Raw genomic sequence first — 20,697 nt, forward strand, 5'->3', positions numbered from 1 at the left:
CTGATGGCAGGCGCACCGCCGATCGGGCTGGACATCGGCTCGTCCTCGATCCGGGCCGTCGAGGTCCGCCGCGGCAAGGACGACTACTCGCTGAGCAACTTCGGCCAGGTGCCGCTGCCACCGGGCGCGGTCAACGGCGGCGTGGTGCAGGACCCGATGATGGTCACCTCGGCCATCAAGCAGCTCTGGGCGGCCTGCAAGTTCGGCTCCAAGAACGTCAGCATCGCGGTGACCAGCCCACAGCTCGTGGTCCGGGAGATGAGCCTGCAGAACCTGCCGCCCAAGGAGATGAAGCTGGCGCTGCCGTTCCAGGTCAAGGACGCGCTGCCGCTGGCCGTCGAACGTTCGCTGCTGGACTTCTACCCGCTCGAGGTGCCGGGCGACAACCCGACCGTGCGCGGGCTGCTGATCGCCATGCCCAAGGACGCGGTGCTGAGCTCGGTGGCCGCCGTCGAGAAGGCCGGCCTGCACGTCAAGGCGGTCGACCTGGCCTCGTTCGCGATGCTGCGCGCCGCCTCCCGGCTCGACACCCAGGTCGAGGCGATCGTCGACGTCGGGTACGACGTGACCAGCGTGATCGTGCACGCCGACGGCGAGCCGCTGATCGTACGGACCGTGCCCCGCGGCGGCCAGGAGATCACCGACGCCATGGCCAGCCGGCTCGGCGTGCCGCCCGGCGAGGCCGAGATGCTCAAGTGCCGCTTCGGCCTGCACGGCGACGGCAACCCGGAGACGGTCGAGGCGGCCGCCGAGGCGGTCCGCCCGCTCGTCAACGAGCTGCGGAGCTCGTTCACCTATCTCGCCTCGGGCGAGCGCCAGAAACAGGTCACCCGGCTCGCGCTCTGCGGGGGCAGCGCGCTGATGCCGGGCCTCGCCGAGCACTTGCAGGACCAGCTGCGCATCACCGTGATGTACGCGGACAGCGCCAGCCGCCTGCGGGACACGCGTAAGGGCCGCGAACGCGGCTTCGACAGTTTCGTGCCGTCGGCCGCCGTGTCGATCGGCCTGACCCTGGGAGCGGCAGCCTGATGGCGACATCGACGACGACCCTCATGCCGATCGACCCGGCCGTCTCGCCCGAGCAGGCCGCGCGGATCCTGCCGATCCGCGCGAACCTGCTGCCGGGCGAGCTCATGGCCGGCCGCAACGCCCGCCGGACGAGATTCCTGCTGATCGGCGCCGTGATCCTCGTGATCGGCGTGCTCGTGGCCTGGTACGCCTACGCCCACCAGCAGCACGACGAGGCGCAGAGCAACCTCGACACCGCCAACGAGATGGTCCTGCAGGCGACCGGGAGCAAGAAGAAGTTCGCCAAGGTCACCGGGCTCATGAACGACCAGACGCGGGTCCAGGGTGAGCTCAAGTCCCTGCTGGCGAGCGACACTCCCTGGACGACCGACTTCGGCTACATCCGCGCCGACGCGACCGCCGCCGGCGTCACTCTGACCGAGCTCAGCGGCGCGCTGTCGGAGTCGTCGGCCGATTCCGCGACCCCGACCGTCGGGACGATCACCGTGAGCGGGTCCGGTCCGGAGAAGAGGAACATCGCCTCCTTCATCGAGAAACTCGCCGACCGGGACGAACTGACGCGGCCGTACGCGTCGTCGGTGTCGTACGACACGAGCGACAAGAACTTCAAGTTCGCCCTGACGGTCGACCTCACCGCCCAGGCCCTCTGCGGCCGCTTCACCACCACCTGCGGAACGGGGAACTGATGGACGCGCGGCGCGCGAACCAGGTCTGGCTGGCCGGCGGGATCGCCGCCATCGTCCTGCTCGTCCTGGGCACGTGGTTCCTGCTGATCTCGCCCAAGCTCTCGGACACCGACGCGGTGCAGGCCGAGGCGGACGACGTCAACATCCAGCTGCTGCGCCTCAACAAGGAGGTGGCCCAGCTGGCCGCGCAGGACAAGAAGAGGGCCACCTACCAGGCGTCGGTGAACGAGCTCGCCGACAACCTGCCGGAGAGCTACGCCGAGCCCGACTTCCTGCGCATGCTGCAGACCGTGGGCGCCGCCACGAACGTGGCGGTCAGCAACTTCACCGCGGGCGACCCGGCCGCGGCGAAGACCGTGACGACGGCCGTGGAGGTGCCCGTCACGCTCACCGCGACGGGCACCCAGTCCAACATCGACCGGTTCCTCGACCGGCTGCAGGACGTGCAGGACCGCGCGGTGCTGGTCACCTCGGTCGGCCTCTCCACCGAGGACGGCGCGATGACCGCCAACATCAACCTGACCGCCTTCTGCACGACCACGAAGATCGACGACAGCGAGGGCAAACCGGCCGGCAGCGACGCCTGCAAGGCCGGCAGCTGATCTTCACGGCGGGTACAACGGGTGAACTCGGTGGGTAGGCGGAACACCCCACTGTCACCCTGAGTACCCTGCCCGTATGTCTTACGCGGTCCCGCCGACCCGCACCGCCGCTGTCGTCCGCCAGCTGCGCAACGAGATAGTCACCGGCGAGCTGTCCCCGGGCACCCTGATCAAGGACGCTGAGCTGGCGCAGCGCCTGGGCGTGAGCATCACCCCGGTGCGCGAGGCGATCGCCCAGCTCTCGGTCGAGGGCCTGATCGACATCGCGCCCAACCGCACCCGCCACGTCACCCGGGTCACCCAGAAGAACGCACTAGAGCTGATCGACGTGATGAGCGTGCTCGCCTGCGCGGGCTTCGAGTGGGGCGTCGACAACCTCACCGCCACCCACGTCGAGCTGATGCGCCAGCGGCAGCGGGAGTTCGTCGAGGCACTGCGCGGCAGCAACGTGCTCGCGGCCAGCGCGGCCGGCGCCGACTTCAGCAGCATCGTCATCCTGGCCAGCGGCAACCGCGAACTCCAGTCCATGGTGGACCTGGTCGTGGCCCGGACGATGCGCATCCTGGCCATGACCGCCGAGAGCGACATCTGGAGCACGTGGATCGAGGGCCACGACGACATCCTGCGCCTGCTGGACGCCGGCGACGCCCAGGGCGCCCTGACCCGGTACCGCGATCTCTTCGCCGAATACCGGTCCCGGGTCGAGCGCGAGCTGTTCGACTAACTCCGGAAAACCTCGGCCGCCGCCGTCGTCCGTACGGCGAAATGGGTCATGCCCCACCGCCGCTCGATCTCGGCCAGCTTGGCCGAGATCTCGCCCTTGGTGCCGAAGAAGGCGTACGGCCCGGCGATCAGGTCGCTCTCTTCGACCTCGGCCTCCTTGGCGTACGCGGCGTAACCCGCCCCGCCGTCGTCGGTGATCTCGAAGCGCTGGACGAGCGCCTCGGTCGGCGTGTCACCGCAGAGCTCCACCTGAGCGTCGATCTCGGCGGTACTCCAGCGTGCCTCGTGCGTGTGACCGTCGGCGAGGGTGCGGCCCAGCCCCGACAGGCCGATCCGGTCGGCGTTCCTGGCGGCCCAGCGCAGCAGCCGGGTGTTGCCACCACCGATCAGCAGCGGCACCTTCGCCTGCACCGGGCGCGGCTTGTCCAGACCGTCGCCGGCCAGCAGCCGCGTGGTCGCCTCGGCCACCGCGATGCAGTGGTCGATCCGGCCGCGTACATCGGGCCTGGTCTTGCCGATCGCCTCCCACTCGGACGGCGTGTGCCCGGCGCCCAGGCCCAGGAACGCCCGGCCACCCGAGACGACGTCGAGGGTCGCCACATCGGAGGCGAGCAGGATCGGCTCGCGGACACCCGCGTTCGACACGTACGACCCCAGCCGCAGCCGTGAGGTGACCGCCGCGGCCGCCGCGAGGGCCACGAACGGCGACGCGCACGCGCCGGGATGGTCGGCCACGGTGAGCGCGTCGAAGCCGAGCCGCTCGGCCTCCCGCGCGAGGTCCAGCCATGCGGCGGCGGTGGTGGGCTGTGCCTGAAGGGAGAAGGTCGCCATCGCCTCACGCTGCCCTCCGGCCGCGGCCGCGGGAAAGACTTTTTCGCGATCGGCGAAGGCGCTACCGGTCTGCAACCCGGTTCTCCCTGGAGGTCACCCCGACGCGGCCGATGGGGCGGGTGTCCGAGCAGAAAGGCCTCCCCCGATGCCTCAGCCCCAGAACCTCATCCTCATCGCCGAGGACGACAGCGACATCCGTGACCTGCTCACGGTGACGCTGGAGTCGGCCGGCTTCCGCACCGTCGCCGCCAAGGACGGCAACACGGCGGCGCGGATCCTCAAGGTCGCCCGCCCGGCCGGCCTCGTCACGGACGTCCGCATGCCCGCGCTCAACGGAATGGAGCTGACCCAGATAGCCCGGCTCGACCCCGCGAGCCGCGACACCGCGATCCTCATGATCTCGGCCAACACGCACGCACACGACATCGACGCGGGCCTCGGCGCCGGAGCCGACCGCTACCTGCCCAAGCCGCTCTCGCCCCAACGGGTCGTCGCCGAACTGCGCGACCTTCTTGAAGGGAAACAGCCATGACCGCGCTTCTCGACCGCCCCACGGACACCGACGCGTTCGCCCGGGCCATGTCCTCCCGGCCGTTCTCCATGCCGGTGGCGCCCAGCATCCTCATCGCGGACGACGACGACGAGGTCCGCGACGTGATCGAGTACCGCCTGCAGGTGGCCGGATTCCGTACGCTCACCGCCGACAACGGCCGCTCGGCGCTGACCCTGGCCGTCGAGCGCCGCCCGCAGGTGATCATCCTGGACGTCACGATGCCCCAGCTCGACGGCCTCGCGGTCTGCACCGAGCTGCACAACTCGGCCGCCACGGCTGAGATCCCGGTCCTGATGATCAGTGGCCACGCCGAGCCGGCCCGCCTGCTCGCCGCCGGCGCCGACGACTTCCTGCCCAAGCCGTTCAGCTCCCGCGAGATGATGCGCCGCGTGAACTGGCTCCTGCTCTCGAGCTAAGTTGTCGCCCCAGTCAAGTTGAGTTACTTTTCGCTCATGGAGCCTGACGTAGTGGAAGAACCCGAAGAGATCGTGGAGCCGGCCACCCCGGTGGCCGGCCTGATCCGGCTGGAGTCGTCGGACGACGCCGGCGCGTGCTCCCCGGACGGATGGTGCGACTGATGACCGGCAGCGTGTTCGGCCGGGCGGCCGAGCCCATCCTGATCGACATCTGGAGCGACGTCGTCTGCCCGTTCTGCTACCTCGGCCACGCGGTCCTCGCCGAGGCCGTCGAGCAGCACCCGCACGGCTCCGCGGTGCGGATCCGCTACCACAGCTTCCAGCTGAACCCCGGCTTCGCGCCCGGTGAGGCCGTCCTGGCCGACGACTACCTGGCCCAGAGCCACGGCATGCCGAAGGCGCAGATCGAGGCCTCGCACGCCCAGCTCGCCTCCCGCGGCGCCGCCGCCGGCCTCGACTACCAGTTCGCCAAGGCGCAGATGGTGAACACCCTCGACGCGCACCGCGTGATCCACCTGGCCAAGGCACACGGTCAGGAGAGCGCCATGGTCGAGCGCCTGTTCCGCGCCGAGTTCACCGAAGGCCTCAACCTGGCCGACCACGGCATCCTGGCCGACCTGGCGGCCGAGCTGGGCCTCGACCGCGCCGAGGCGGTGCAGACCTTGGCGAACAAGGGCTACGAGAAGGACATCCGCGCCGACCTGTCCCGCGCCCGCGAGCTGGGCATCAGCGGCGTCCCGTTCTTCGTCTTCGACAACAAGCGGGCCGTCTCCGGCGCCCAGCCCGTCGAGCTGTTCCGCCGCGCCCTCGACCTGGCCTGGGAAGACCGGCAGACTCAGCCGGCATGACCCGCTTGCGCGCCGACGCGAGACGCAACGTCGAGGGCATCCGCCGGGCCGCCCTCGACGTTTTCCGCGCCCGCGGCCTGACCACCCCGCTGGACGAGGTGGCCAAGGCCGCCGGCGTGAGCAAGGGCACCATCTACCACCGCTTCGGCAGCCGCCACGGCTTGATCGACGCCGTGGTCGACGACCTGGTGGCCGAACGCATCGCCGACATCATCGAGGCCGTCTCGTCCTTGACCGACCCGCTGGCCCGCTTCGAGCAGTACCTGCTGCGCATGTGGCTCCTGCAGTACGACGAGCCCGCCGCCAACGACGTCCTGGTCCGGGCCCTGCCCGACTCGGAACAGCTGACCACCCTGTGCGACCGCGCCAGCCGCTTCGGCCGCGGCCTCCTGGAGGACGCCCAGTCAGCCGGCGTCATCCGCCCCGACCTGACCCCCACCGACCTGATATACCTGATCCTGGAACGCGGCGCCGCCCTGCGCACCTGCGCCAAACAGTCCCGCCCCGACTACGAACGCCGCCTCGACTTCCTCCTCCACGGCCTCAGATCTGAACCCCGCTAGTTTCCGGTCGTGTGCCCGACGTAGGCGCGCAACCCCACGCGATCCATTTCGTCGAGCGCGCGCACGTCGAAGACGTTCATGGGCGGGTCGCCCGCACGTTCCCGCCAGCCCGCCATACGCACGGACACCCATTCCAGGTTGACCTCGCCGTTCTCGGTGTGGAAGCCGCCGCCGCGCTCGAAAAGCCGTACCAGAGGCTCGAAAGGGTCTTCAAGGTCGCCTGGCAACGCGACGCCGGGCGTTCCGCGCAGGGCAGCCCAACGCAGGATGAACGGCACCAGCCGGCGCACAGACCGGTTCCCGGGCCCCACCTTCGCGACCACGGCGCCAACGACCTCCTGGTCGACATCGACGCCCGGGTCGACGCACGCGGCGATGTCATAGAAGGGCACAGCGGTGTCGCAGCCATAAACAGCCGCCCACCTGGCCGCCCTCCGGAAGTACTCCTTCACGAGCGCAGCCCTGGACCAGGCCTTGTCGCCACCGCGTCGCCAATCGACGGCGGCCAAGCGATCGGCCATCTCCTGTACGGCGTCTTCCGGCGTCATCGTTCCCATCCTCGCAATGCGGCGTCCACGATCTCGTCGAGGTTCGACAGGTCTGGCGCGATCTCCAGCTCGTCCCCTCGCAAACCGAATGCCGACCAGTGTGCAAGCGGAGCCTCCGGCCGCCAAGCGTTGGGCGCCAGATCATGGGCACCGGGGTCAGCCGGATTGACGATGCTGTCCCCCTCGGCGTTGAAAGAGTCCGGATGGGAAGAGCGATAAGGAAAGCCGGCTTCCATCAGCTTGTTCTCGACATACTCGTGAGCGACGAGCGCACGGAAGTCGAGGGACTCGTCCGCGCTGAGGCCGCCCCGGACGGCGCCCTCCCACATGTCGGCGATGTCATCGTCGGGCGTGAAATATCCGCGTTCGACCCAATCGGGACCGAGCGCGATGTCGTGCTCCTCGACGAACAGGTTCCGATGCATCCTCGCGACGACCGCGGGGTCGATCCCCGTGTTCGCCGCGACGATGGCCGCCTCTTCGGGACTGTTCCGGATACGCAGATAGGCGTCCGCCGCCCGGCGCGTGAAGCCGGACCCGCTGTCGACGAACTCGGCGCCACGGGGAAAGTCCGGCCGGAACTCGCCTCTAGGATCGCCCCCGACGCCGGCCCCACCCGCCATAGCGGCCCGTCCTGCCCGAGAGACGTGCGCGACAGACTCATGCGCTTGAGCCACAGTGCCCGCCGCCTGTGATGCTCCCCGGCCGCGGCGAAGGGACGGCGGCTCACCATCGCCGCCGCGCGGTGCCCTGGGCCGCCCGCTCACCCCGCCAACGCTAACAATGCCCGTCGAGGGAAACGCCAGCCATTCCCGGCGCCCGGCCCGACTTCGGAGGCCGCCCACTGAACGGCACCTTCACCGCCCCGCAGCGCCACCACCGCCCCGCAGCGCCACCACCGCCCCGCAGCGCCACCACCGCCCGCAGCGCAACCACCGCATCGCAGCGCAACCACCGCATCGCAGCGCAACCACCGCATCGCAGCGCAACCACCGCATCGCGGGGCTTCCGGGGGCTCGGCCCCCGGAGCAGATATGACGAGGGCGACCAGGTCCGCGCTTTCCGCGGACACAGGTCGCCCATCGCTCTCGTGGAGCTGAGGGGACTCGAACCCCTGACCCCCACACTGCCAGTGTGGTGCGCTACCAGCTGCGCCACAGCCCCTTGCTTGTCCCCGGTGTCCCGGGCACGGAGGAAATACTACACACCCTCGGCGGGTGTCCGCCGGGACCCCCTCCCCCTCAGTTCATCGCGGGGTCGGGTGGGAAGTGGGCGACGGCGGCCAGGATGTCGCCCTGGCGGCGCAGGACCATGGCCCACAGGTCGTCCGGGCGGTTGATGAACGGGTCGCCGGGCAGGGCGTCCAGCAGGAACCACGAGCCGGCGGCGATCTCCTCTTCCAGCTGGCCGGCGGACCAGCCCGAGTAGCCGGCGAAGACGCGGACGCCGGCCACGCTGTCGCGCAGGCGTTCCGGGTCGGTGGAGAGGTCGACGGTGCCCAGGGCGCCGGACACCTGGTGGAAGCCGGACACCCGCTTTTTCACCTCGGGGCGGGTGCGGGCCAGGCAGATCGCCGACTCGGGCTGCACCGGGCCGCCCTCGAACAGGACCGCCGGGTCGCCCGCCAGCTCGCCCCACGTGCCGAGGACGTCGGAGACCGGGACCTCCGTCGCCCGGTTGAGGACCACGCCCAGGGCGCCGCCCGTCTCGTGGGCCACGAGCAGCACGACCGTACGGTCGAAATTAGGGTCTTTGAGGGTGGGGGTGGCCACCAGGAGCCGGCCGGTCATGGACTCCATCGACCGGCCTCCGATCCGCTGACCCTCGCTATACACGGGCAGCCCGCAGCGTCACGCACAACGCTTCCACCAACGCCATGAACGCACATTAGCCCGAGTTTCCGGCCACCGATAAGGTCTGGCCATGAACGCAGCGGCGGAGATCGGCGTCATCGGTGGCTCAGGGCTGTACGCCCTCCTGGATGACGCGGTCGAGCAGGTCGTGTCCACGCCCTACGGTGAGCCGTCCGACCCGATCACGATCGCCCGAGTGGGTGACCGCCGCGTCGCCTTCCTGCCGCGCCACGGGCGTGACCACCGCTTCCCGCCGCACAAGATTCCCTACCGGGCGAATCTTTGGGCGCTTCGCGCTTTGGGTGTACGGCAGATCGTCGCGCCCTGCGCGGTCGGTGGCCTCCGGCCCGAGCTCGGCCCGGGCACTTTCGTGGTGCCCGACCAGCTCATCGACCGGACCAGTGGGCGCGCGCAGACCTACTACGACTCCGGCGCCGTCCACGTGAACTTCGCCGACCCGTACTGCCCGGACGGCCGCGCCGTCGTGCTGGCGGCCGCCCGTCCGGTCGATCCGGTCGACGGCGGCACCATGGTGGTGGTCGAGGGCCCGCGGTTCTCCACCCGCGCCGAGTCGCGCTGGTTCACGTCGATCGGCGGCACGATCGTCAACATGACCGGCCACCCGGAGGCCGTGCTGGCCCGCGAGCTCGGGCTCTGCTACACGTCGATCGCCCTGGTCACCGACCTGGACGCCGGGGTCGAGGGCGATCACGGTGTCACCCAGGAGGAGGTTTTCCGGGTGTTCGCCGAGAACACGGAGCGCCTCCGATCCGTACTCCTGGAAGCGGTGAGCAATCTCCCCGCGCGACGGACCTGCCCTTGCGCGTCAGCGCTGGAGGGCATGAAGCTGCCGATCGAGTTACCGTGATCGAATGACGGACGCCGATGGCTTCTTCGGGGAGAAGGTCGCCGAGAAGTACGACATCCCCAACGACCCGCAGTTCGATCCGGCGGTCGTGGCGCTGACCGCTGACGTGCTGGCCGATCTGGCCGGCGGCGGCCGGGCCCTGGAGTTCGCGATCGGCACCGGCCGGGTGGCGGTCCCGCTGGCCGAGCGCGGCGTCGAGGTGCATGGCATCGACATGTCCCGCGCGATGCTGGCCCGTCTGCGTCCCAAGCCCGGCGCCGAGAACATCGGCGTGACGGTCGGCGACTTCACCACCACGCGCGTGGACGGTGAGTTCGACCTGGTCTACCTGGTCTTCAACACGATCATGAACGTGACCACGCAGCAGGGCCAGGTCGCCGCGTTCCGCAACGCCGCGGCCCATCTGCGTCCCGGCGGCCGCTTCTTGATCGAGGTGATGCTCCCGGAGCTGCGCAAGCTGCCGCCCGGCCAGACCGCCGTCCCGTTCACCGTCACCCCCACGAGGCTCGGCTTCGACACGTACGAGCCGGCCACCCAGGCCATGGCCTCGATCCACGTCGTCGACGGCGAGATGACCTCGATTCCTTTCCGGTACGTCTGGCCGGCCGAACTCGACCTCATGGCCCAGCTCGCCGGCCTGGAGCCGGAGCATCGCTGGGAGTCGTGGTCCCGCGACCCGTTCCACAACGAGAGCGAGTCGCACATCTCCACCTGGGTTCGCCCCATTATGTGACTACAGTCACATCCGGGTCCTGCTGTTTCGCGCACAGGGGTCGATGCGTGATGGTATTCGCCGTTGATCCTCGGCGAAGGGACTCCCTCGTGGAACGGCGTCTGGGCCGCCTCGGCGTGCGCGCGGCATCGGTCGGCTTGCTTCTGGCGGGACTGGTCGGCGGCGTCTACCTGGGCAAGGAGCGGGTGGACGCGTCCCCCGCCGCTTCCGGCGCGCCGGTGAACCTGATGGTCGAGGCGCAGGACCTGACCTTGCTCAAGCAGCGCCAGGCCACCCACGCCGCCGCCCGCGCCTGGCAACGCGAGGCCGAGGGCGCCGCCGCGGCCAAGGCGGCCGCCGCCGCCAAGCTCACCGCGGCCCGCGCGCACGAGCTCGAGAAGCAGGTCATCGAGGACAAGAAGAAGGCCGAGGCGAAGAAGAAGGCCCTGGAGAACGGTGGCCCGGTCCCCTACAGCGGCCCGATCCCCGGCTCCTGCAACGAGTTCAGCGGCAGCCGCGAAATCGGCTGCGCCCTGATGCTCGAGGCCGGCTTCGGCATCGACCAGTTCCCCTGCCTCAACAAGTTGTGGGACGCAGAGAGCGGCTGGAACTACAAGGCCGAAAACAAGTCCTCGGGCGCGTACGGCATCCCCCAGTCCCTCCCCGGCAAGAAGATGGCCTCCGAGGGCGCCGACTGGAAGACCAACCCCGCCACCCAGATCAAGTGGGGCCTCGGCTACGTGAAGGGCCGCTACAAAACGCCGTGCGGCGCCTGGCAGAACTTCCAGAACAACGGCAACTACTAGCCGATCCTTGACTCTCCCCGAGCCGGCGCTCAGCTCAGCCGGGTTCTCGGCCGGGTGACGACCGCGAGCAGGGCCATGGCGGTCAGGACGGCCGCGAGGATGAAGCCGGTGAGCACATAGGAACCGGTGCTGGCAAAAGTGGCGAAGGCGCCGATGCTCAGAAGCGAGCCCAGGGCGCCGATCGAGAGCACCGAGCCGAAGGATCCGATCGACAGGATCGACAGGATCGAGCCGGCGGACGCCACCGACAGGATCGAGCCGAGTGAGGCCACGGACAGGATCGAGTCCTTCGAGCAGACGCTGAGAATCGAGCCACTGGACCGGTACGACAGGATGTTCCGCGATCGCGACATGGCTCAATGCTGGCGGTCGCCGCCTGGTTTCACATCGCCCCGCCGGATCCACGGGGGCTGATCCCGGAATCAACTGACTGGCTGATGTGCGGCGGGTCTGACACCATCGGGGTCATGCCGCCGCGCCTCGAGCGAATGACGCGCCCCTTCCCGGGGCTCTTCGGCGTGCGCTAGCAACACGACCCACTACCAGGCCCCTGTCGTGCGGGGTCTGTCGTGTCGTCTCCCGCTGCCGGCAGGGCGAGCGGAGAGACATGACTTCCTACTTCACGACCGCTATTCCGTACGTCAATGCCGCCCCTCACCTCGGGCATGCGCTGGAGCTTGTGCAGGCCGATGTTCTCGCACGTCACGCGCGTTCACGGGGGCGGCCGGTGCGGTTTCTGACCGGGACCGACGACAACGCTCTCAAGAATGTCGCCGCCGCGCGCGCCGCCGGGGTGGATGTTCGGGCCTTTGTCGAGGGCAATGCCGCCCGGTTCGCCGGGCTGCGCGAACCCCTCGCCCTGTCGTTCGACGACTTCATCAGCACCAGTTCCGACCCTCGTCACGCGGCCGGTGTGGAGCGGCTGTGGCGTCGGTGTGCCGCCGCCGGTGATTTCTACCGCCGACGGTATGAGGGGCTTTACTGCGCCGGCTGCGAGCAGTTCTATCCCGAAGCCGAGCTGGCCGGCGGCCTCTGTCCGGAGCACCGGACGGCTCCCGAAACCGTGGCCGAGGAGAACTGGTTCTTCCGGCTGTCCCGCTACACGGATCAACTGCTGGAAATCCTCGAGAGCGGCCGGGTGCGCGTCGAGCCCCGGGCTCGCCGCAATGAGGTTCTTGCTTTTGTACGGGCCGGTCTCGCCGATTTCAGTGTCTCCCGCCCGGCCGCGCGGGCCGGCGGCTGGGGCATTCCGGTGCCCGGCGACCCGGACCAGGTGGTGTACGTCTGGTGGGACGCCCTCGCCAACTACGTCACCGCGCTCGGCTACGGCACCGGCGACCCCGCGTACGAAAGGTGGTGGGTGGACTCGGCCGAGCGGGTGCACGTGATCGGGAAGGGCATCGTCCGCTTCCATGCCGTGTACTGGCCGGCCCTGCTCCTGTCGGCCGGTCTCCCCCTGCCGACCGCCGTGTTCGTGCACGACTACCTCACCGTGGACGGCGCCAAGCTCGCCAAGAGCGCCGGCAACGCCGTCGACCCGGCCGGCCTCGCCGACCGGTACGGCGGGGACGCGGTCCGCTGGTGGCTGCTCCGCGAGGTGGCCCGAACCGGTGACACCGACTTCACCCTCGATCGGCTGATCCACCGGGCCGACACCGACCTGGCCAACGGTCTCGGCAACCTGGTGAACCGCACGCTGACCCTCGTTCACAAGTACCGCGCCGGCCAGGTGCCGCCGGGCGCCCGCCTGTCCGGTGCGAGTGCCACGCTGGCCGCCCGTATCGACCGTACCCTCGGCAATTTCGACTTTCGAGCCGCCACGGACGCGCTCGTGTCCGTGGTGGACGAGGGCAATCGGCTGGTCGAGGGCACTCGCCCGTGGGAGCTCGCCCGCGCCGAACGCGACGGCGACGGCTCCGCGACCGAACTCCTCGACACCGTGCTGGCCACTTTGGTCGCGACATGTCGTCTGCTGGCCACCGAGTCCCAGCCGTTCCTGCCGCAGGGTGCCGACCGCCTCCGTACCCAATTGGCATCGGGGTCTCGTGTCGGCCACCCCGTGCCGGCCTTCCCCCGCCTGAGCTTTCCGCACGTAAAGTAGCCTGTTCGCTACAGAATGACCGGGGGGCGAGATGCCGTTGCCGTTCGAGCAGACGCCGCTGTGGCTGCGGACCCTGACCTGCGAATCCCCGGACCCCCACGAGGCAGCACGGCGGCGCTTACGGACGGCGTACCTCGAATTCCGCTCGGCCGTCGAGCCGCTGGCCGGTGAGATCAGCCGATCTCTGCCCATGTTCACCGATCACTCCGTCGCCCACGCCGACGCTCTGTGGGACACGGCCTCGCTGGTGTGCGGCGACGTCGTACCCATCAATCCGGCCGAGGCGTTCGTCCTCGGCGGCGCCTTCCTGCTGCACGATCTGGGCATGGGACTGGCGTCCTACCGCGGCGGGACCGTGGCGCTGGAGAAGGACCCGCAATTCGACGACCTGTACGCGATGGCCCGCACCCGGCTGCGCCGCGGTGACCCCTTCGCGGACGCCGGCGCCGTCGACCGGGACGCGCGCGAGCAGACGATCGCCGACCTGTTGCGGCTGCGGCACGCGGAGCAGGCCGAACGGCTCGTCACCACGGCGTTCCGTACGTCCGACGGCGAACCGTTCTATCTGCTGGGCGATCCGGTCCTGCGGCACACGTTCGGATCGATCATCGGCCGGCTCGCCCGCAGCCACTGGTCGGACGTGTCGGAGCTCCAGGGATTCGAGGTGCCGCTGGGCTCCTGCGTCGAGCATCCGCCCACGTGGGAGGTCGACCCGCTCAAGCTGGCCTGCGTCCTGCGCCTGGCCGACATCACGCAGATCGACCACCGGCGCGCGTCGACCTACCTGCACGCGTTCCGGCAGCCGGCGGGCACGTCCCGCGATCACTGGTACTTCCAGGAACGCCTGACCCGGCCCCGGGTCGACGGGGACCGTCTCGTCTACACCTCGTCGCGCCCGTTCGGCCGGGACGAGGCGGCCGCCTGGTGGCTCGCGTACGACTCGGTGCGCGGCATCGACAACGAGCTGCGCCGGGTGGACGCCCTCTGCGCGGATCTGAGCCGCCCCCGGTTCGCCGTCCGCTCGGTGGCCGGCGCGGACTCGCCGGAACGGCTGGCGGTGTCGATCTGTACGGCAACAAGCCCCAGATCGCGATGCGGGAGCTGATCGCCAACGGCGCCGACGCGACTCGCGCCCGCGCCGTCCACGAGGAGTCGCCCGGCGGTGCGGTCACGGTCCGCCTGCGACAGGCGGATGACGTGTGGTGGCTGGAAGTCGAGGATCACGGCATCGGCATGTCACCGGAGACGATGGTGTCCGCCCTGACCGATTTCGGCATCTCACACTGGCAGAACGCGTCGATGCTGGCCGCGTTCCCGCGCCTGCTCGCCAAGGGTTTCGAGCCCACCGGCCGCTTCGGCATCGGCTTCTTCGCGGTGTTCATGATCGCCGACGAGGTCCAGGTACGCAGCCTCGCGTACGACGAGGCGCCCCGTACCACCCACGTCCTCGAGTTTCACCATGGCGTCGCCGCACGGCCGCTGCTGCGGGTGGCCGACGTCCACGAGCGGCTGCGCAGCAGCGGAACCATGGTGCGGGCGCGACTGCGCCACGACCCGCGCACCGTCGAGGGGCTGTTCAAGACCACCGACCGCCGGCTGACCCACAACCAGCTGCTGCACAGCCGGCTGACCCGCATGTGCGCGCTCGCCGAGGTGGACGTCGCGGTTCAAGGACCCGACGACCCGGCGCCGGTACGGATCGTCCAGGCCGGCGACTGGACCCGGATCCCCCCGGCCGAGTTGTTCCGCCGCATCTACCGCCGCGACGAGGCGAACCACCTCGACCGGATCATCTACGACGGCTACGAACGCTGGTTCGTCCAGCACGCCGACGACCTGCTCGACGACGAGGGCACGATCATCGGCCGTGCCATGGTCGCCACCGGCTGGGAGGCGGTCCACCCGGACCTGCGCTGGATGCGGCCGACCAAGGCGCCGATCTACGTGGGCGGTTTCGAGTCGGGCGAGATCTGGTGGTGCCTGGGCGCGTTCGTCGGCCGCCCCCTGACGGCCGACCGGCTCAAGGCGTTCTTGATCGCCAGCCTGGATCAGCTCCAAACATGGCTCGAAGCACAAGCAGCGACAGTCTGCGCCAGCCCGCCTGGGGCAGCCTCTCCTGGATCGAACGCGGCGACCGCCCCCCGAAGTTCTTCACGTTCGGCGACGGTGACCCGGTGAGCCTCCCGGACGACTGCCTCCTTGTGGAGATGAACCCGGAGTGGTTCATCCCCGAGGAGGTCTGCCCCAGCCCCCGCGACGAACGTTTCGCCCACGCGGTCGAGGGCGACGACGCCTGGGATCCACGCCGCTGGTGGTACGACACCGGCAACTTCGGCTCAGTCGGCTTGGCCATCCGCACGATAGCCGAGGTCTGGAACATCGACGTGACCGAAGCGATCCACCTCATGGAGCCGCTGCACCTGCAAACCGACGGCGACCACCGCCCGGCCTTACCGACCTCGGACAACAACGGAACCGTACGGGTAACCGCCCTCCGCATGCGCCGCCCGTCCGTCAGCGCTCAGATCCATTCGCTCAAGTCGTAGATCCGAGCACAATAATCGTCACGGGAGGCGACCGGACGATGGCTCTTCAGGCCGTCATACTCGATCAACGACGGCAGCACGGAAGGAAAAGTACCTCCCCGGCCGGGGCTGACCGTCCCATCCGCCTCCGTCAAGGGAAGATCGATCCCGATGATCTCGCCCGTGGCGCCTTCGGTGACGTAAAGGCGGTGGCTACGCGGGTTCAGGACGAGGAAGCCGCTTACCGAGAAAATATCCTCGAACCACAGCCGGCCACCGCCGTACAAGAATTGGCGAAGCATCGAGAAATAATTCATGTCGTACTGCCCGGCACGGCGATCGGCGGAGAACCCGGCGTCCATGGCGTGGACGACAACGTTTCCGTGGCTGTCGACTTCGCCGACCGCGGCGCGCAGATCAGCCGCCGTCAGCGTGCGCAGCCAATCGACCGCGGCGTCGACATCGAGTTCGGCGCCGTCACCGCCGACAAGAGTGAATTCAACGGCAACGCCAGCCGGCGCTTCGACACCGGCTCGCAGAATGACGCGTGTGTGATCGAGTCCAGCGCGAACAACACCACCAAGGCGTACCGAATCAACGCACGGTGACCCGAAAGGCCCCATGACCAGTGGGCCGACGATTCGCAGTAACAACTCATGGAGATGGTTCTCTCGGTCCACGACTGACGCGTCCTCGGCTTGAGTAGCGGTACTTGCCCCTAGATCTTATTGATCCGGTCCGGTCATCCGGCACGTCGACATCGGCCTCCCGCGCCGTCGCCCGTACAGGGGGGACCGTCGTCTCATGCTGCCCACTGACGGACACGTACACACCGAATGGTCCTGGGACTGCGCGACCGGCGACATGGAGTCCACCTGCGCCCGAGCGTCGACGTTGGGCCTCCCAGCCGTCGCCTTCACCGAACACCTGGACTTCACCGTCTGGACCAATGTGGAACCGGCGCCGGACGCCCCCGCCAAGGTGACCAACCTGATCAGCACGGACGGGACACTGGCCCCGCCACCGCTCGACGTCGACGGCTACCTGTCCTGCGTCCAGCGCTGCCGTGACAAATTTCCCGGCCTGCTGATTTTCACCGGGGTCGAGGCCGGCGAACCGCACTGGCACCGGGACCAATTCGCCAGGATCCTCGGGGCGGGACAGTTCGACCGTGTGCTCGCCTCCCTGCACACCCTGCCACTGGGCGGCGGACTCAACGAGCCGGGTGAGCATTTCGCGCGGCGCCCGGCCGCGGACGTGGTCCGCGACTATCTGGCCGAGATACCACGGCTGGTAGCCGGCTTCGCCGACTTCGAAGCCCTCGCCCACATCGACTTCGTCAGCCGCTTCTGGCCGGCGTCCGCCGGTCCCTTCAAACCCACGGACTTCGAAGAGCATTTCCGGTACGCGTTGACGGCGGTCGCGACCACCGATCGGGCACTGGAGGTCAACACCAACCGCAAGCCGTTCCCCGAGATCGTCCGGTGGTGGCGCGAGGTGGGCGGCAAGGCGATCACCTTCGGCAGCGACGCGCACGACCCGTCCTTCGTCGGCAACGGCTTCGCCGAAGCGGTCGCCTTGGCCGAGGCGCTGGGTTTCCGCCCGGGCCGCCACCCGTACGACAAGTGGTACGCGTGAGGGGTGACATCATCAAACGCATGACAACTGGCGTGACGCCATCGACGCTCGCACCCCGGGCCGCCGTGGTGGGTGTCGTCACCGGCCTGTTCCTGATGGCCTTCTTCACCCTGATGTGGTCCGCCAACACGTTCGCCGCGTGGCCGGCGGCTGTCGCATGGCCCATCTGGGCGGCGTTCGCGATCCTGGCTGTGTGCTTCATCGCGCAGGGCGTGCGGCTGATCGGATTACGCAAACGCTTCCCGGCGAAGCTTTCCGCGGAGGACGAGCAGTACCGGCGCAGCAGCGGCCGGGCGTTCGGCATCATCTTCGGCGCGGAGGCCTTGGCGATCTGGATCGTCGTGCTGATCCTCAACGCCACCGGCCAAGCCGACTACGTGGTGCCGGCCATCGCCCTGATCGTCGGCCTGCACTTCTACCCCATGGCCCGCGTCTTCCGGCGCACCATCGACCTTTACCTGGCCACGTGGACGACCCTGGTCGGGCTGGCCGGCATCGGCGCCCTCGCCGCGGGCGCCTCGGAAGATCTCGTCATCGGCATGGTCGCCGTGGGCGCCGCCTTGGCCACCACGATCTACGGGGTCTACATCTCCCGCGAGGCCGGCAAGCTGATCCGCGGCGCCCGGCAGGCGGCTTGACGAGCGGCAGACACCAGACCGTCTCGCACAATCGGCGAAACAACCGTCACACAGCGGGTTCCCGGGGGCTACACCCCCGCAGCCGACATGACGAGGCGGCGTGGTTCGCGCTTTCGAACGCACGCCGCCTGCCGACTCGTGGACCTACTGCCCGCCTTCAGACCCGGAAGCCTGCGACCAAGGATCGGAGTTCCGCGCTGGTGCGGGCCAGATCGTCCGCGCTGCCCCGGGAATGCGCGACCGCCGATGCGGTGACGGCCGCCGCCGACGCGACACCGTTGATGTTCATCGCGATCTCGGAGCTGCTGCCGGCCACCTCGGCCACGTTGCGGCCCATCTCGCTGGCCGTGGCGGTCTGTTCCTCCACCGCGGCCGCGATGACCGTCTGCAGGTCGCTGATCCGCCTGACCACGTCACCGATCCCGTCGATCGCAGTCACCGAATCGCCGGTGTCGCCCTGGATCTGGTCGACAAGCCGGGAAATCTCGGTTGTCGCCTTCGCGGTTTCCTGGGCGAGTTCCTTGACCTCGCCCGCGACGACCGCGAATCCCTTGCCCGACTCACCGGCCCGGGCCGCTTCGATGGTGGCGTTGAGGGCCAGCAGGTTGGTCTGCTCCGCGATCGCGGTGATCAGCGCGACCACCTTGCCGATCTCCGCTGACGAGGCGCCGAGCTTGCCGACAGTCCTGGTCGTCCGCTCGACCGCGGCAACCGCCTCCGTCGCGACTCGGGCCGCCTCACCCGCGCCCTTCGCGATCTCTTCGATGGCGAGCGCCATCTCGGCGCTGCCGGCTTCCAAGGTCCGTACATTGCCGGAAACGTTGTCGGCGGCGCGGGAAACCGCCCCGGCCTTCGCATCGGTCTCGGCGCTCGACGCGTCGATCTGCGCGGAGATGCCGGCCAGTTCCTGAGAGGCGCCGGCCAGCGTGACGGCGTGCCCGTTGATCGCCGAGACCGTGTCACCCAGTGAGGCGGCGGTGCGGTCGAGCGCCTGCCCGAGCACCCCCAGCTCATCCTTGCGGCCGAGCTCGACGCGGGTGGTGAGGTCGCCGCCGGCCAGCCGGTTCAGGGCGGTGACGGCGACGGCGAGCGGCCGGACCACTGAACGGGTGACCAGCACACCCATCGCCACGGCAAGCAGCACGGCGAGCGCCAAGGTGCCACCGAGAACCCGTACGCCGGTGTCGCGCACCTGCTCCACCTCGGCGGCCAACACAGCGACCCGGCCTTCGACGGACTTCTCCAGCGCGGCGGTGAGGTCGAGCACGACGCTGTAGGCGTCCGCCGCGTCACCGCCGTTGATGCTGTTCATAGCCTTGGCCCGGGCGGCCCGGGTATCCTGCGCGAGCCAGCCCATGACCGTGTCGTCCCAGGCGAAGAAGTCGTCCCAGGCGGGCTTGAGCTTGGCGAACTCCGCCTTCTCAGTCGCGGTCATCGCGTTGGTGTCGACGGCCGCGACATCGGCGTAGATCCGCTCTTTCGCGGCCAACTCGCCCTTGCGGTTGTAGTTGTCGGATTTCGTGGCGTACGCGTTGCCGAAGGCTCCCGCGTCCGCGAGCACAAGCCCTTGCCAGCCGGTCACATCCGCCGCGTCATAGGCAATGGTTTGAATGTCGTCGCGCAAGCCCTGCAGCGTGGCCAGCGCCCGTTGTTTCTCCGTCTGCTGACCCAGACTCCACCAGCCGACACCGGCTGCCGTGATGATCAAAGCGGTAAGAACAAGGTAGGAAGCGCCGAGCCTTTTGCCGACGCTCGCATCCCTGATGCGCATGAAAGGCCCCCGATGGTCGGGCCCACACGGGCCCACCGCTTACCATCGGCATCTCGGCCGCCGCGTTAAGACCTACAAAACCGCAAGACCCCAAACCCCCGTGAGCCTGATCACCACACCCCGCACGTACTGAGCCGGCACCTGACGCTGGTCGCTCGAGACGCCCCTGCCCGCCCTGACCACCCCCGGCCCCTGAACCGGGAAGGGTCTCAGGCCGCGGCGGGCTTCGCCGCGGCGAGCGCCTCACGAACGACCTGCGCGCTCGCCGGCGTTCCCGGCAGCACCCCGTACTCACCGTAGGGAGTCACGTAGACCGGAGTGTCCCGCTGGGTGCGCCAGTTCTCAGCGAGCGGCCCGGCGTCCACGGTGTCGAAGCCAAGGCTGTCGAGCAGTTCGGCGACCTGCCGTTTGGCGGCGGCGTCGTCACCGGCGATGGGAAGCGCCGATCGGTCCGCGCTGCCCGCCGGCCGCCCCAGGGACCCGAGATGCCCGAACCAGATGTTGTTGAACCCCTTCACCACGCGGCCCTCCGGAACGTGCTTCTGCAGCAGCTCACCGGTGGTGCTGGAGCCGTCCTCCAGCTCGTCGAAGACGCCGTCGCGCTCCGGGTAGTAGTTGTTGGTGTCGATGACCACCTTGCCCGCCAAGGGGCCGGCCGGGACGTCCCGGTACGCCCGCAGCGGCACCGTCACCACCACGATGTCGCCGGCTGCGGCCGCCTCCGCGGGGGTTGCGGCGCGCGCCTTCGGACCCAGTTCGGACACCAGGTCCTGGAGAGTCTGCGGACCACGCGAATTGCTCAACACCACGTCATGACCAGCGGCGACCGCCAACCGCGCCACAGTGCTGCCGATGTTGCCGCTACCGATGAACCCGATCGTCGTCATGTCAGCGGGAACCTCGACGATCCCCGGCCGATTCCAGCGGACGACACACCGTGACGTGGGGCACACCGCCCAAGACTCGCCTCGACAGGTCGCCGCCCG

At 69.3% G+C, this 20,697-nt stretch carries 27 protein-coding genes and 1 tRNA gene; 19 read left to right on the forward strand and 9 right to left on the reverse strand.

Annotation, left to right across the window (positions count from 1 at the left end):
- The first annotated feature begins 3 nt into the window (after positions 1-3).
- The 4 genes from pilM to AB0C26_RS10070 all read left to right on the forward strand — a co-directional run bounded on the left by pilM (position 4) and on the right by AB0C26_RS10070 (position 3,041).
- Complete coding sequence (pilM, locus tag AB0C26_RS10055; RefSeq protein WP_360244657.1) at positions 4-1,029, forward strand: type IV pilus assembly protein PilM; 1,026 nt, start codon at positions 4-6, stop codon at positions 1,027-1,029.
- Entirely contained in the window at positions 1,029-1,715 is a 687-nt protein-coding gene (locus AB0C26_RS10060; RefSeq protein WP_360244660.1) for a hypothetical protein, read from the forward strand. The genes pilM and AB0C26_RS10060 overlap by 1 nt, the downstream gene beginning before the upstream one ends.
- Positions 1,715-2,317 carry a type 4a pilus biogenesis protein PilO gene (gene pilO / locus AB0C26_RS10065; protein WP_360244663.1) on the forward strand — a complete coding sequence of 201 codons (603 nt, stop codon included), beginning with the start codon at positions 1,715-1,717 and terminating at the stop codon, positions 2,315-2,317. Before AB0C26_RS10060 ends, pilO begins: the two co-directional genes overlap by 1 nt.
- A gap of 76 nt (positions 2,318-2,393) precedes the next feature.
- A complete protein-coding gene (locus AB0C26_RS10070; RefSeq protein ID WP_360244666.1) occupies positions 2,394-3,041 on the forward strand; it encodes a GntR family transcriptional regulator in 648 nt (215 codons plus the stop codon).
- On the opposite strand, the gene AB0C26_RS10075 is transcribed toward AB0C26_RS10070, so the two are convergent.
- Entirely contained in the window at positions 3,038-3,871 is an 834-nt protein-coding gene (locus AB0C26_RS10075) for an LLM class flavin-dependent oxidoreductase (RefSeq protein WP_360244669.1), read from the reverse strand. The two genes, AB0C26_RS10070 and AB0C26_RS10075, sit on opposite strands and share 4 nt — an antisense overlap.
- 145 nt (positions 3,872-4,016) lie before the next feature.
- Between AB0C26_RS10075 and AB0C26_RS10080 the strand changes: the two genes are divergently transcribed.
- Genes AB0C26_RS10080 through AB0C26_RS10100 form a run of 5 tightly spaced genes read left to right on the forward strand, consistent with a single transcriptional unit; the run spans position 4,017 to position 6,251 of the window.
- On the forward strand, positions 4,017-4,403 hold the full coding sequence (locus tag AB0C26_RS10080) for a response regulator (protein ID WP_360244672.1): 387 nt from the start codon (positions 4,017-4,019) through the stop codon (positions 4,401-4,403).
- Positions 4,400-4,840 carry a response regulator gene (locus AB0C26_RS10085; protein WP_360244675.1) on the forward strand — a complete coding sequence of 147 codons (441 nt, stop codon included), beginning with the start codon at positions 4,400-4,402 and terminating at the stop codon, positions 4,838-4,840. Before AB0C26_RS10080 ends, AB0C26_RS10085 begins: the two co-directional genes overlap by 4 nt.
- Before the next feature lie 36 nt (positions 4,841-4,876).
- Positions 4,877-5,002 (forward strand): hypothetical protein, encoded by a 126-nt coding sequence (locus tag AB0C26_RS10090; RefSeq protein WP_360244678.1) that lies wholly within the window; start codon positions 4,877-4,879, stop codon positions 5,000-5,002.
- Complete coding sequence (locus AB0C26_RS10095) at positions 5,002-5,688, forward strand: DsbA family oxidoreductase (RefSeq protein WP_360244681.1); 687 nt, start codon at positions 5,002-5,004, stop codon at positions 5,686-5,688. Before AB0C26_RS10090 ends, AB0C26_RS10095 begins: the two co-directional genes overlap by 1 nt.
- Positions 5,685-6,251 (forward strand): helix-turn-helix domain-containing protein, encoded by a 567-nt coding sequence (locus tag AB0C26_RS10100; protein ID WP_360244684.1) that lies wholly within the window; start codon positions 5,685-5,687, stop codon positions 6,249-6,251. The genes AB0C26_RS10095 and AB0C26_RS10100 overlap by 4 nt, the downstream gene beginning before the upstream one ends.
- Here the strand turns inward: AB0C26_RS10100 and AB0C26_RS10105 are convergent.
- From AB0C26_RS10105 to AB0C26_RS10120, 4 genes are all read right to left on the reverse strand, one after another.
- Positions 6,248-6,799, reverse strand: coding sequence for a hypothetical protein (locus AB0C26_RS10105; RefSeq protein WP_360244687.1), 552 nt, complete (start codon positions 6,797-6,799; stop codon positions 6,248-6,250). The two genes, AB0C26_RS10100 and AB0C26_RS10105, sit on opposite strands and share 4 nt — an antisense overlap.
- Complete coding sequence (locus tag AB0C26_RS10110) at positions 6,796-7,422, reverse strand: hypothetical protein (RefSeq protein ID WP_360244690.1); 627 nt, start codon at positions 7,420-7,422, stop codon at positions 6,796-6,798. The genes AB0C26_RS10105 and AB0C26_RS10110 overlap by 4 nt, the downstream gene beginning before the upstream one ends.
- Positions 7,423-7,890: 468 nt before the next feature.
- Positions 7,891-7,963 (reverse strand) — tRNA-Ala (locus AB0C26_RS10115).
- 77 nt (positions 7,964-8,040) lie between these two features.
- Positions 8,041-8,598 carry a YqgE/AlgH family protein gene (locus tag AB0C26_RS10120; RefSeq protein ID WP_360244693.1) on the reverse strand — a complete coding sequence of 186 codons (558 nt, stop codon included), beginning with the start codon at positions 8,596-8,598 and terminating at the stop codon, positions 8,041-8,043.
- A gap of 124 nt (positions 8,599-8,722) precedes the next feature.
- Here AB0C26_RS10120 and AB0C26_RS10125 point away from each other — a divergent pair, with 124 nt between their 5' ends.
- The 3 genes from AB0C26_RS10125 to AB0C26_RS10135 all read left to right on the forward strand — a co-directional run bounded on the left by AB0C26_RS10125 (position 8,723) and on the right by AB0C26_RS10135 (position 11,038).
- Positions 8,723-9,520 carry an S-methyl-5'-thioadenosine phosphorylase gene (locus AB0C26_RS10125; RefSeq protein WP_360244696.1) on the forward strand — a complete coding sequence of 266 codons (798 nt, stop codon included), beginning with the start codon at positions 8,723-8,725 and terminating at the stop codon, positions 9,518-9,520.
- Positions 9,521-9,524: 4 nt separating this feature from the next.
- Complete coding sequence (locus tag AB0C26_RS10130) at positions 9,525-10,253, forward strand: class I SAM-dependent methyltransferase (RefSeq protein WP_360244699.1); 729 nt, start codon at positions 9,525-9,527, stop codon at positions 10,251-10,253.
- A gap of 89 nt (positions 10,254-10,342) precedes the next feature.
- Complete coding sequence (locus AB0C26_RS10135) at positions 10,343-11,038, forward strand: lytic transglycosylase domain-containing protein (RefSeq protein WP_360244702.1); 696 nt, start codon at positions 10,343-10,345, stop codon at positions 11,036-11,038.
- Between the two features lie 29 nt (positions 11,039-11,067).
- Here AB0C26_RS10135 and AB0C26_RS10140 read toward each other — a convergent pair whose 3' ends face one another.
- Positions 11,068-11,391, reverse strand: a complete 324-nt coding sequence (locus AB0C26_RS10140; protein WP_360244705.1) for a hypothetical protein — start codon at positions 11,389-11,391, stop codon at positions 11,068-11,070.
- A 254-nt stretch (positions 11,392-11,645) separates the two neighbouring features.
- Here AB0C26_RS10140 and metG point away from each other — a divergent pair, with 254 nt between their 5' ends.
- The 4 genes from metG to AB0C26_RS10160 are packed head-to-tail and all read left to right on the forward strand — an operon-like array spanning position 11,646 to position 15,685.
- Complete coding sequence (metG, locus tag AB0C26_RS10145; protein ID WP_360244708.1) at positions 11,646-13,139, forward strand: methionine--tRNA ligase; 1,494 nt, start codon at positions 11,646-11,648, stop codon at positions 13,137-13,139.
- A 31-nt stretch (positions 13,140-13,170) separates the two neighbouring features.
- On the forward strand, positions 13,171-14,244 hold the full coding sequence (locus AB0C26_RS10150) for a hypothetical protein (RefSeq protein WP_360244711.1): 1,074 nt from the start codon (positions 13,171-13,173) through the stop codon (positions 14,242-14,244).
- Complete coding sequence (locus AB0C26_RS10155) at positions 14,232-15,317, forward strand: ATP-binding protein (RefSeq protein WP_360244714.1); 1,086 nt, start codon at positions 14,232-14,234, stop codon at positions 15,315-15,317. The genes AB0C26_RS10150 and AB0C26_RS10155 overlap by 13 nt, the downstream gene beginning before the upstream one ends.
- The gene (locus AB0C26_RS10160; protein ID WP_360244717.1) at positions 15,314-15,685 is read left to right on the forward strand and encodes a hypothetical protein; all 372 of its coding nucleotides are present in this window, start codon (positions 15,314-15,316) and stop codon (positions 15,683-15,685) included. The genes AB0C26_RS10155 and AB0C26_RS10160 overlap by 4 nt, the downstream gene beginning before the upstream one ends.
- Here the strand turns inward: AB0C26_RS10160 and AB0C26_RS10165 are convergent.
- On the reverse strand, positions 15,661-16,026 hold the full coding sequence (locus AB0C26_RS10165; RefSeq protein WP_360244720.1) for a hypothetical protein: 366 nt from the start codon (positions 16,024-16,026) through the stop codon (positions 15,661-15,663). The genes AB0C26_RS10160 and AB0C26_RS10165 overlap by 25 nt on opposite strands.
- 3 nt (positions 16,027-16,029) lie before the next feature.
- Here AB0C26_RS10165 and AB0C26_RS10170 point away from each other — a divergent pair, with 3 nt between their 5' ends.
- From AB0C26_RS10170 to AB0C26_RS10180, 3 genes are all read left to right on the forward strand, one after another.
- On the forward strand, positions 16,030-16,272 hold the full coding sequence (locus tag AB0C26_RS10170; RefSeq protein WP_360244722.1) for a hypothetical protein: 243 nt from the start codon (positions 16,030-16,032) through the stop codon (positions 16,270-16,272).
- A gap of 196 nt (positions 16,273-16,468) precedes the next feature.
- Positions 16,469-17,302: a PHP domain-containing protein gene (locus tag AB0C26_RS10175; RefSeq protein WP_360244725.1), complete on the forward strand. Its 834-nt coding sequence runs from the start codon at positions 16,469-16,471 to the stop codon at positions 17,300-17,302.
- A 20-nt stretch (positions 17,303-17,322) separates the two neighbouring features.
- Positions 17,323-17,940, forward strand: a complete 618-nt coding sequence (locus AB0C26_RS10180) for a hypothetical protein (protein ID WP_360244728.1) — start codon at positions 17,323-17,325, stop codon at positions 17,938-17,940.
- A gap of 157 nt (positions 17,941-18,097) precedes the next feature.
- Here AB0C26_RS10180 and AB0C26_RS10185 read toward each other — a convergent pair whose 3' ends face one another.
- Positions 18,098-19,648 carry a methyl-accepting chemotaxis protein gene (locus tag AB0C26_RS10185; RefSeq protein WP_360244731.1) on the reverse strand — a complete coding sequence of 517 codons (1,551 nt, stop codon included), beginning with the start codon at positions 19,646-19,648 and terminating at the stop codon, positions 18,098-18,100.
- A 272-nt stretch (positions 19,649-19,920) separates the two neighbouring features.
- A complete protein-coding gene (locus AB0C26_RS10190; protein WP_360246504.1) occupies positions 19,921-20,619 on the reverse strand; it encodes an NADPH-dependent F420 reductase in 699 nt (232 codons plus the stop codon).
- Between the last annotated feature and the right edge of the window lie 78 nt (positions 20,620-20,697).

Origin of the sequence: Actinoplanes sp. NPDC048796, assembly GCF_040650035.1 — a bacterium.
GTDB lineage: Bacteria > Actinomycetota > Actinomycetes > Mycobacteriales > Micromonosporaceae > Actinoplanes.

Coding starts and splice junctions, on each gene's coding strand:
- pilM (WP_360244657.1), top strand. CDS start 4: ATGGCAGGCGCACCGCCGATCGGGCTGGACATCGGCTCGTCCTCGATC.
- AB0C26_RS10060 (WP_360244660.1), top strand. CDS start 1,029: ATGGCGACATCGACGACGACCCTCATGCCGATCGACCCGGCCGTCTCG.
- pilO (WP_360244663.1), top strand. CDS start 1,715: ATGGACGCGCGGCGCGCGAACCAGGTCTGGCTGGCCGGCGGGATCGCC.
- AB0C26_RS10070 (WP_360244666.1), top strand. CDS start 2,394: ATGTCTTACGCGGTCCCGCCGACCCGCACCGCCGCTGTCGTCCGCCAG.
- AB0C26_RS10075 (WP_360244669.1), bottom strand. CDS start 3,871: ATGGCGACCTTCTCCCTTCAGGCACAGCCCACCACCGCCGCCGCATGG.
- AB0C26_RS10080 (WP_360244672.1), top strand. CDS start 4,017: ATGCCTCAGCCCCAGAACCTCATCCTCATCGCCGAGGACGACAGCGAC.
- AB0C26_RS10085 (WP_360244675.1), top strand. CDS start 4,400: ATGACCGCGCTTCTCGACCGCCCCACGGACACCGACGCGTTCGCCCGG.
- AB0C26_RS10090 (WP_360244678.1), top strand. CDS start 4,877: ATGGAGCCTGACGTAGTGGAAGAACCCGAAGAGATCGTGGAGCCGGCC.
- AB0C26_RS10095 (WP_360244681.1), top strand. CDS start 5,002: ATGACCGGCAGCGTGTTCGGCCGGGCGGCCGAGCCCATCCTGATCGAC.
- AB0C26_RS10100 (WP_360244684.1), top strand. CDS start 5,685: ATGACCCGCTTGCGCGCCGACGCGAGACGCAACGTCGAGGGCATCCGC.
- AB0C26_RS10105 (WP_360244687.1), bottom strand. CDS start 6,799: ATGACGCCGGAAGACGCCGTACAGGAGATGGCCGATCGCTTGGCCGCC.
- AB0C26_RS10110 (WP_360244690.1), bottom strand. CDS start 7,422: ATGGCGGGTGGGGCCGGCGTCGGGGGCGATCCTAGAGGCGAGTTCCGG.
- AB0C26_RS10120 (WP_360244693.1), bottom strand. CDS start 8,598: ATGGAGTCCATGACCGGCCGGCTCCTGGTGGCCACCCCCACCCTCAAA.
- AB0C26_RS10125 (WP_360244696.1), top strand. CDS start 8,723: ATGAACGCAGCGGCGGAGATCGGCGTCATCGGTGGCTCAGGGCTGTAC.
- AB0C26_RS10130 (WP_360244699.1), top strand. CDS start 9,525: ATGACGGACGCCGATGGCTTCTTCGGGGAGAAGGTCGCCGAGAAGTAC.
- AB0C26_RS10140 (WP_360244705.1), bottom strand. CDS start 11,391: ATGTCGCGATCGCGGAACATCCTGTCGTACCGGTCCAGTGGCTCGATT.
- metG (WP_360244708.1), top strand. CDS start 11,646: ATGACTTCCTACTTCACGACCGCTATTCCGTACGTCAATGCCGCCCCT.
- AB0C26_RS10150 (WP_360244711.1), top strand. CDS start 13,171: ATGCCGTTGCCGTTCGAGCAGACGCCGCTGTGGCTGCGGACCCTGACC.
- AB0C26_RS10155 (WP_360244714.1), top strand. CDS start 14,232: ATGCGGGAGCTGATCGCCAACGGCGCCGACGCGACTCGCGCCCGCGCC.
- AB0C26_RS10165 (WP_360244720.1), bottom strand. CDS start 16,026: ATGGACGCCGGGTTCTCCGCCGATCGCCGTGCCGGGCAGTACGACATG.
- AB0C26_RS10175 (WP_360244725.1), top strand. CDS start 16,469: ATGCTGCCCACTGACGGACACGTACACACCGAATGGTCCTGGGACTGC.
- AB0C26_RS10180 (WP_360244728.1), top strand. CDS start 17,323: ATGACAACTGGCGTGACGCCATCGACGCTCGCACCCCGGGCCGCCGTG.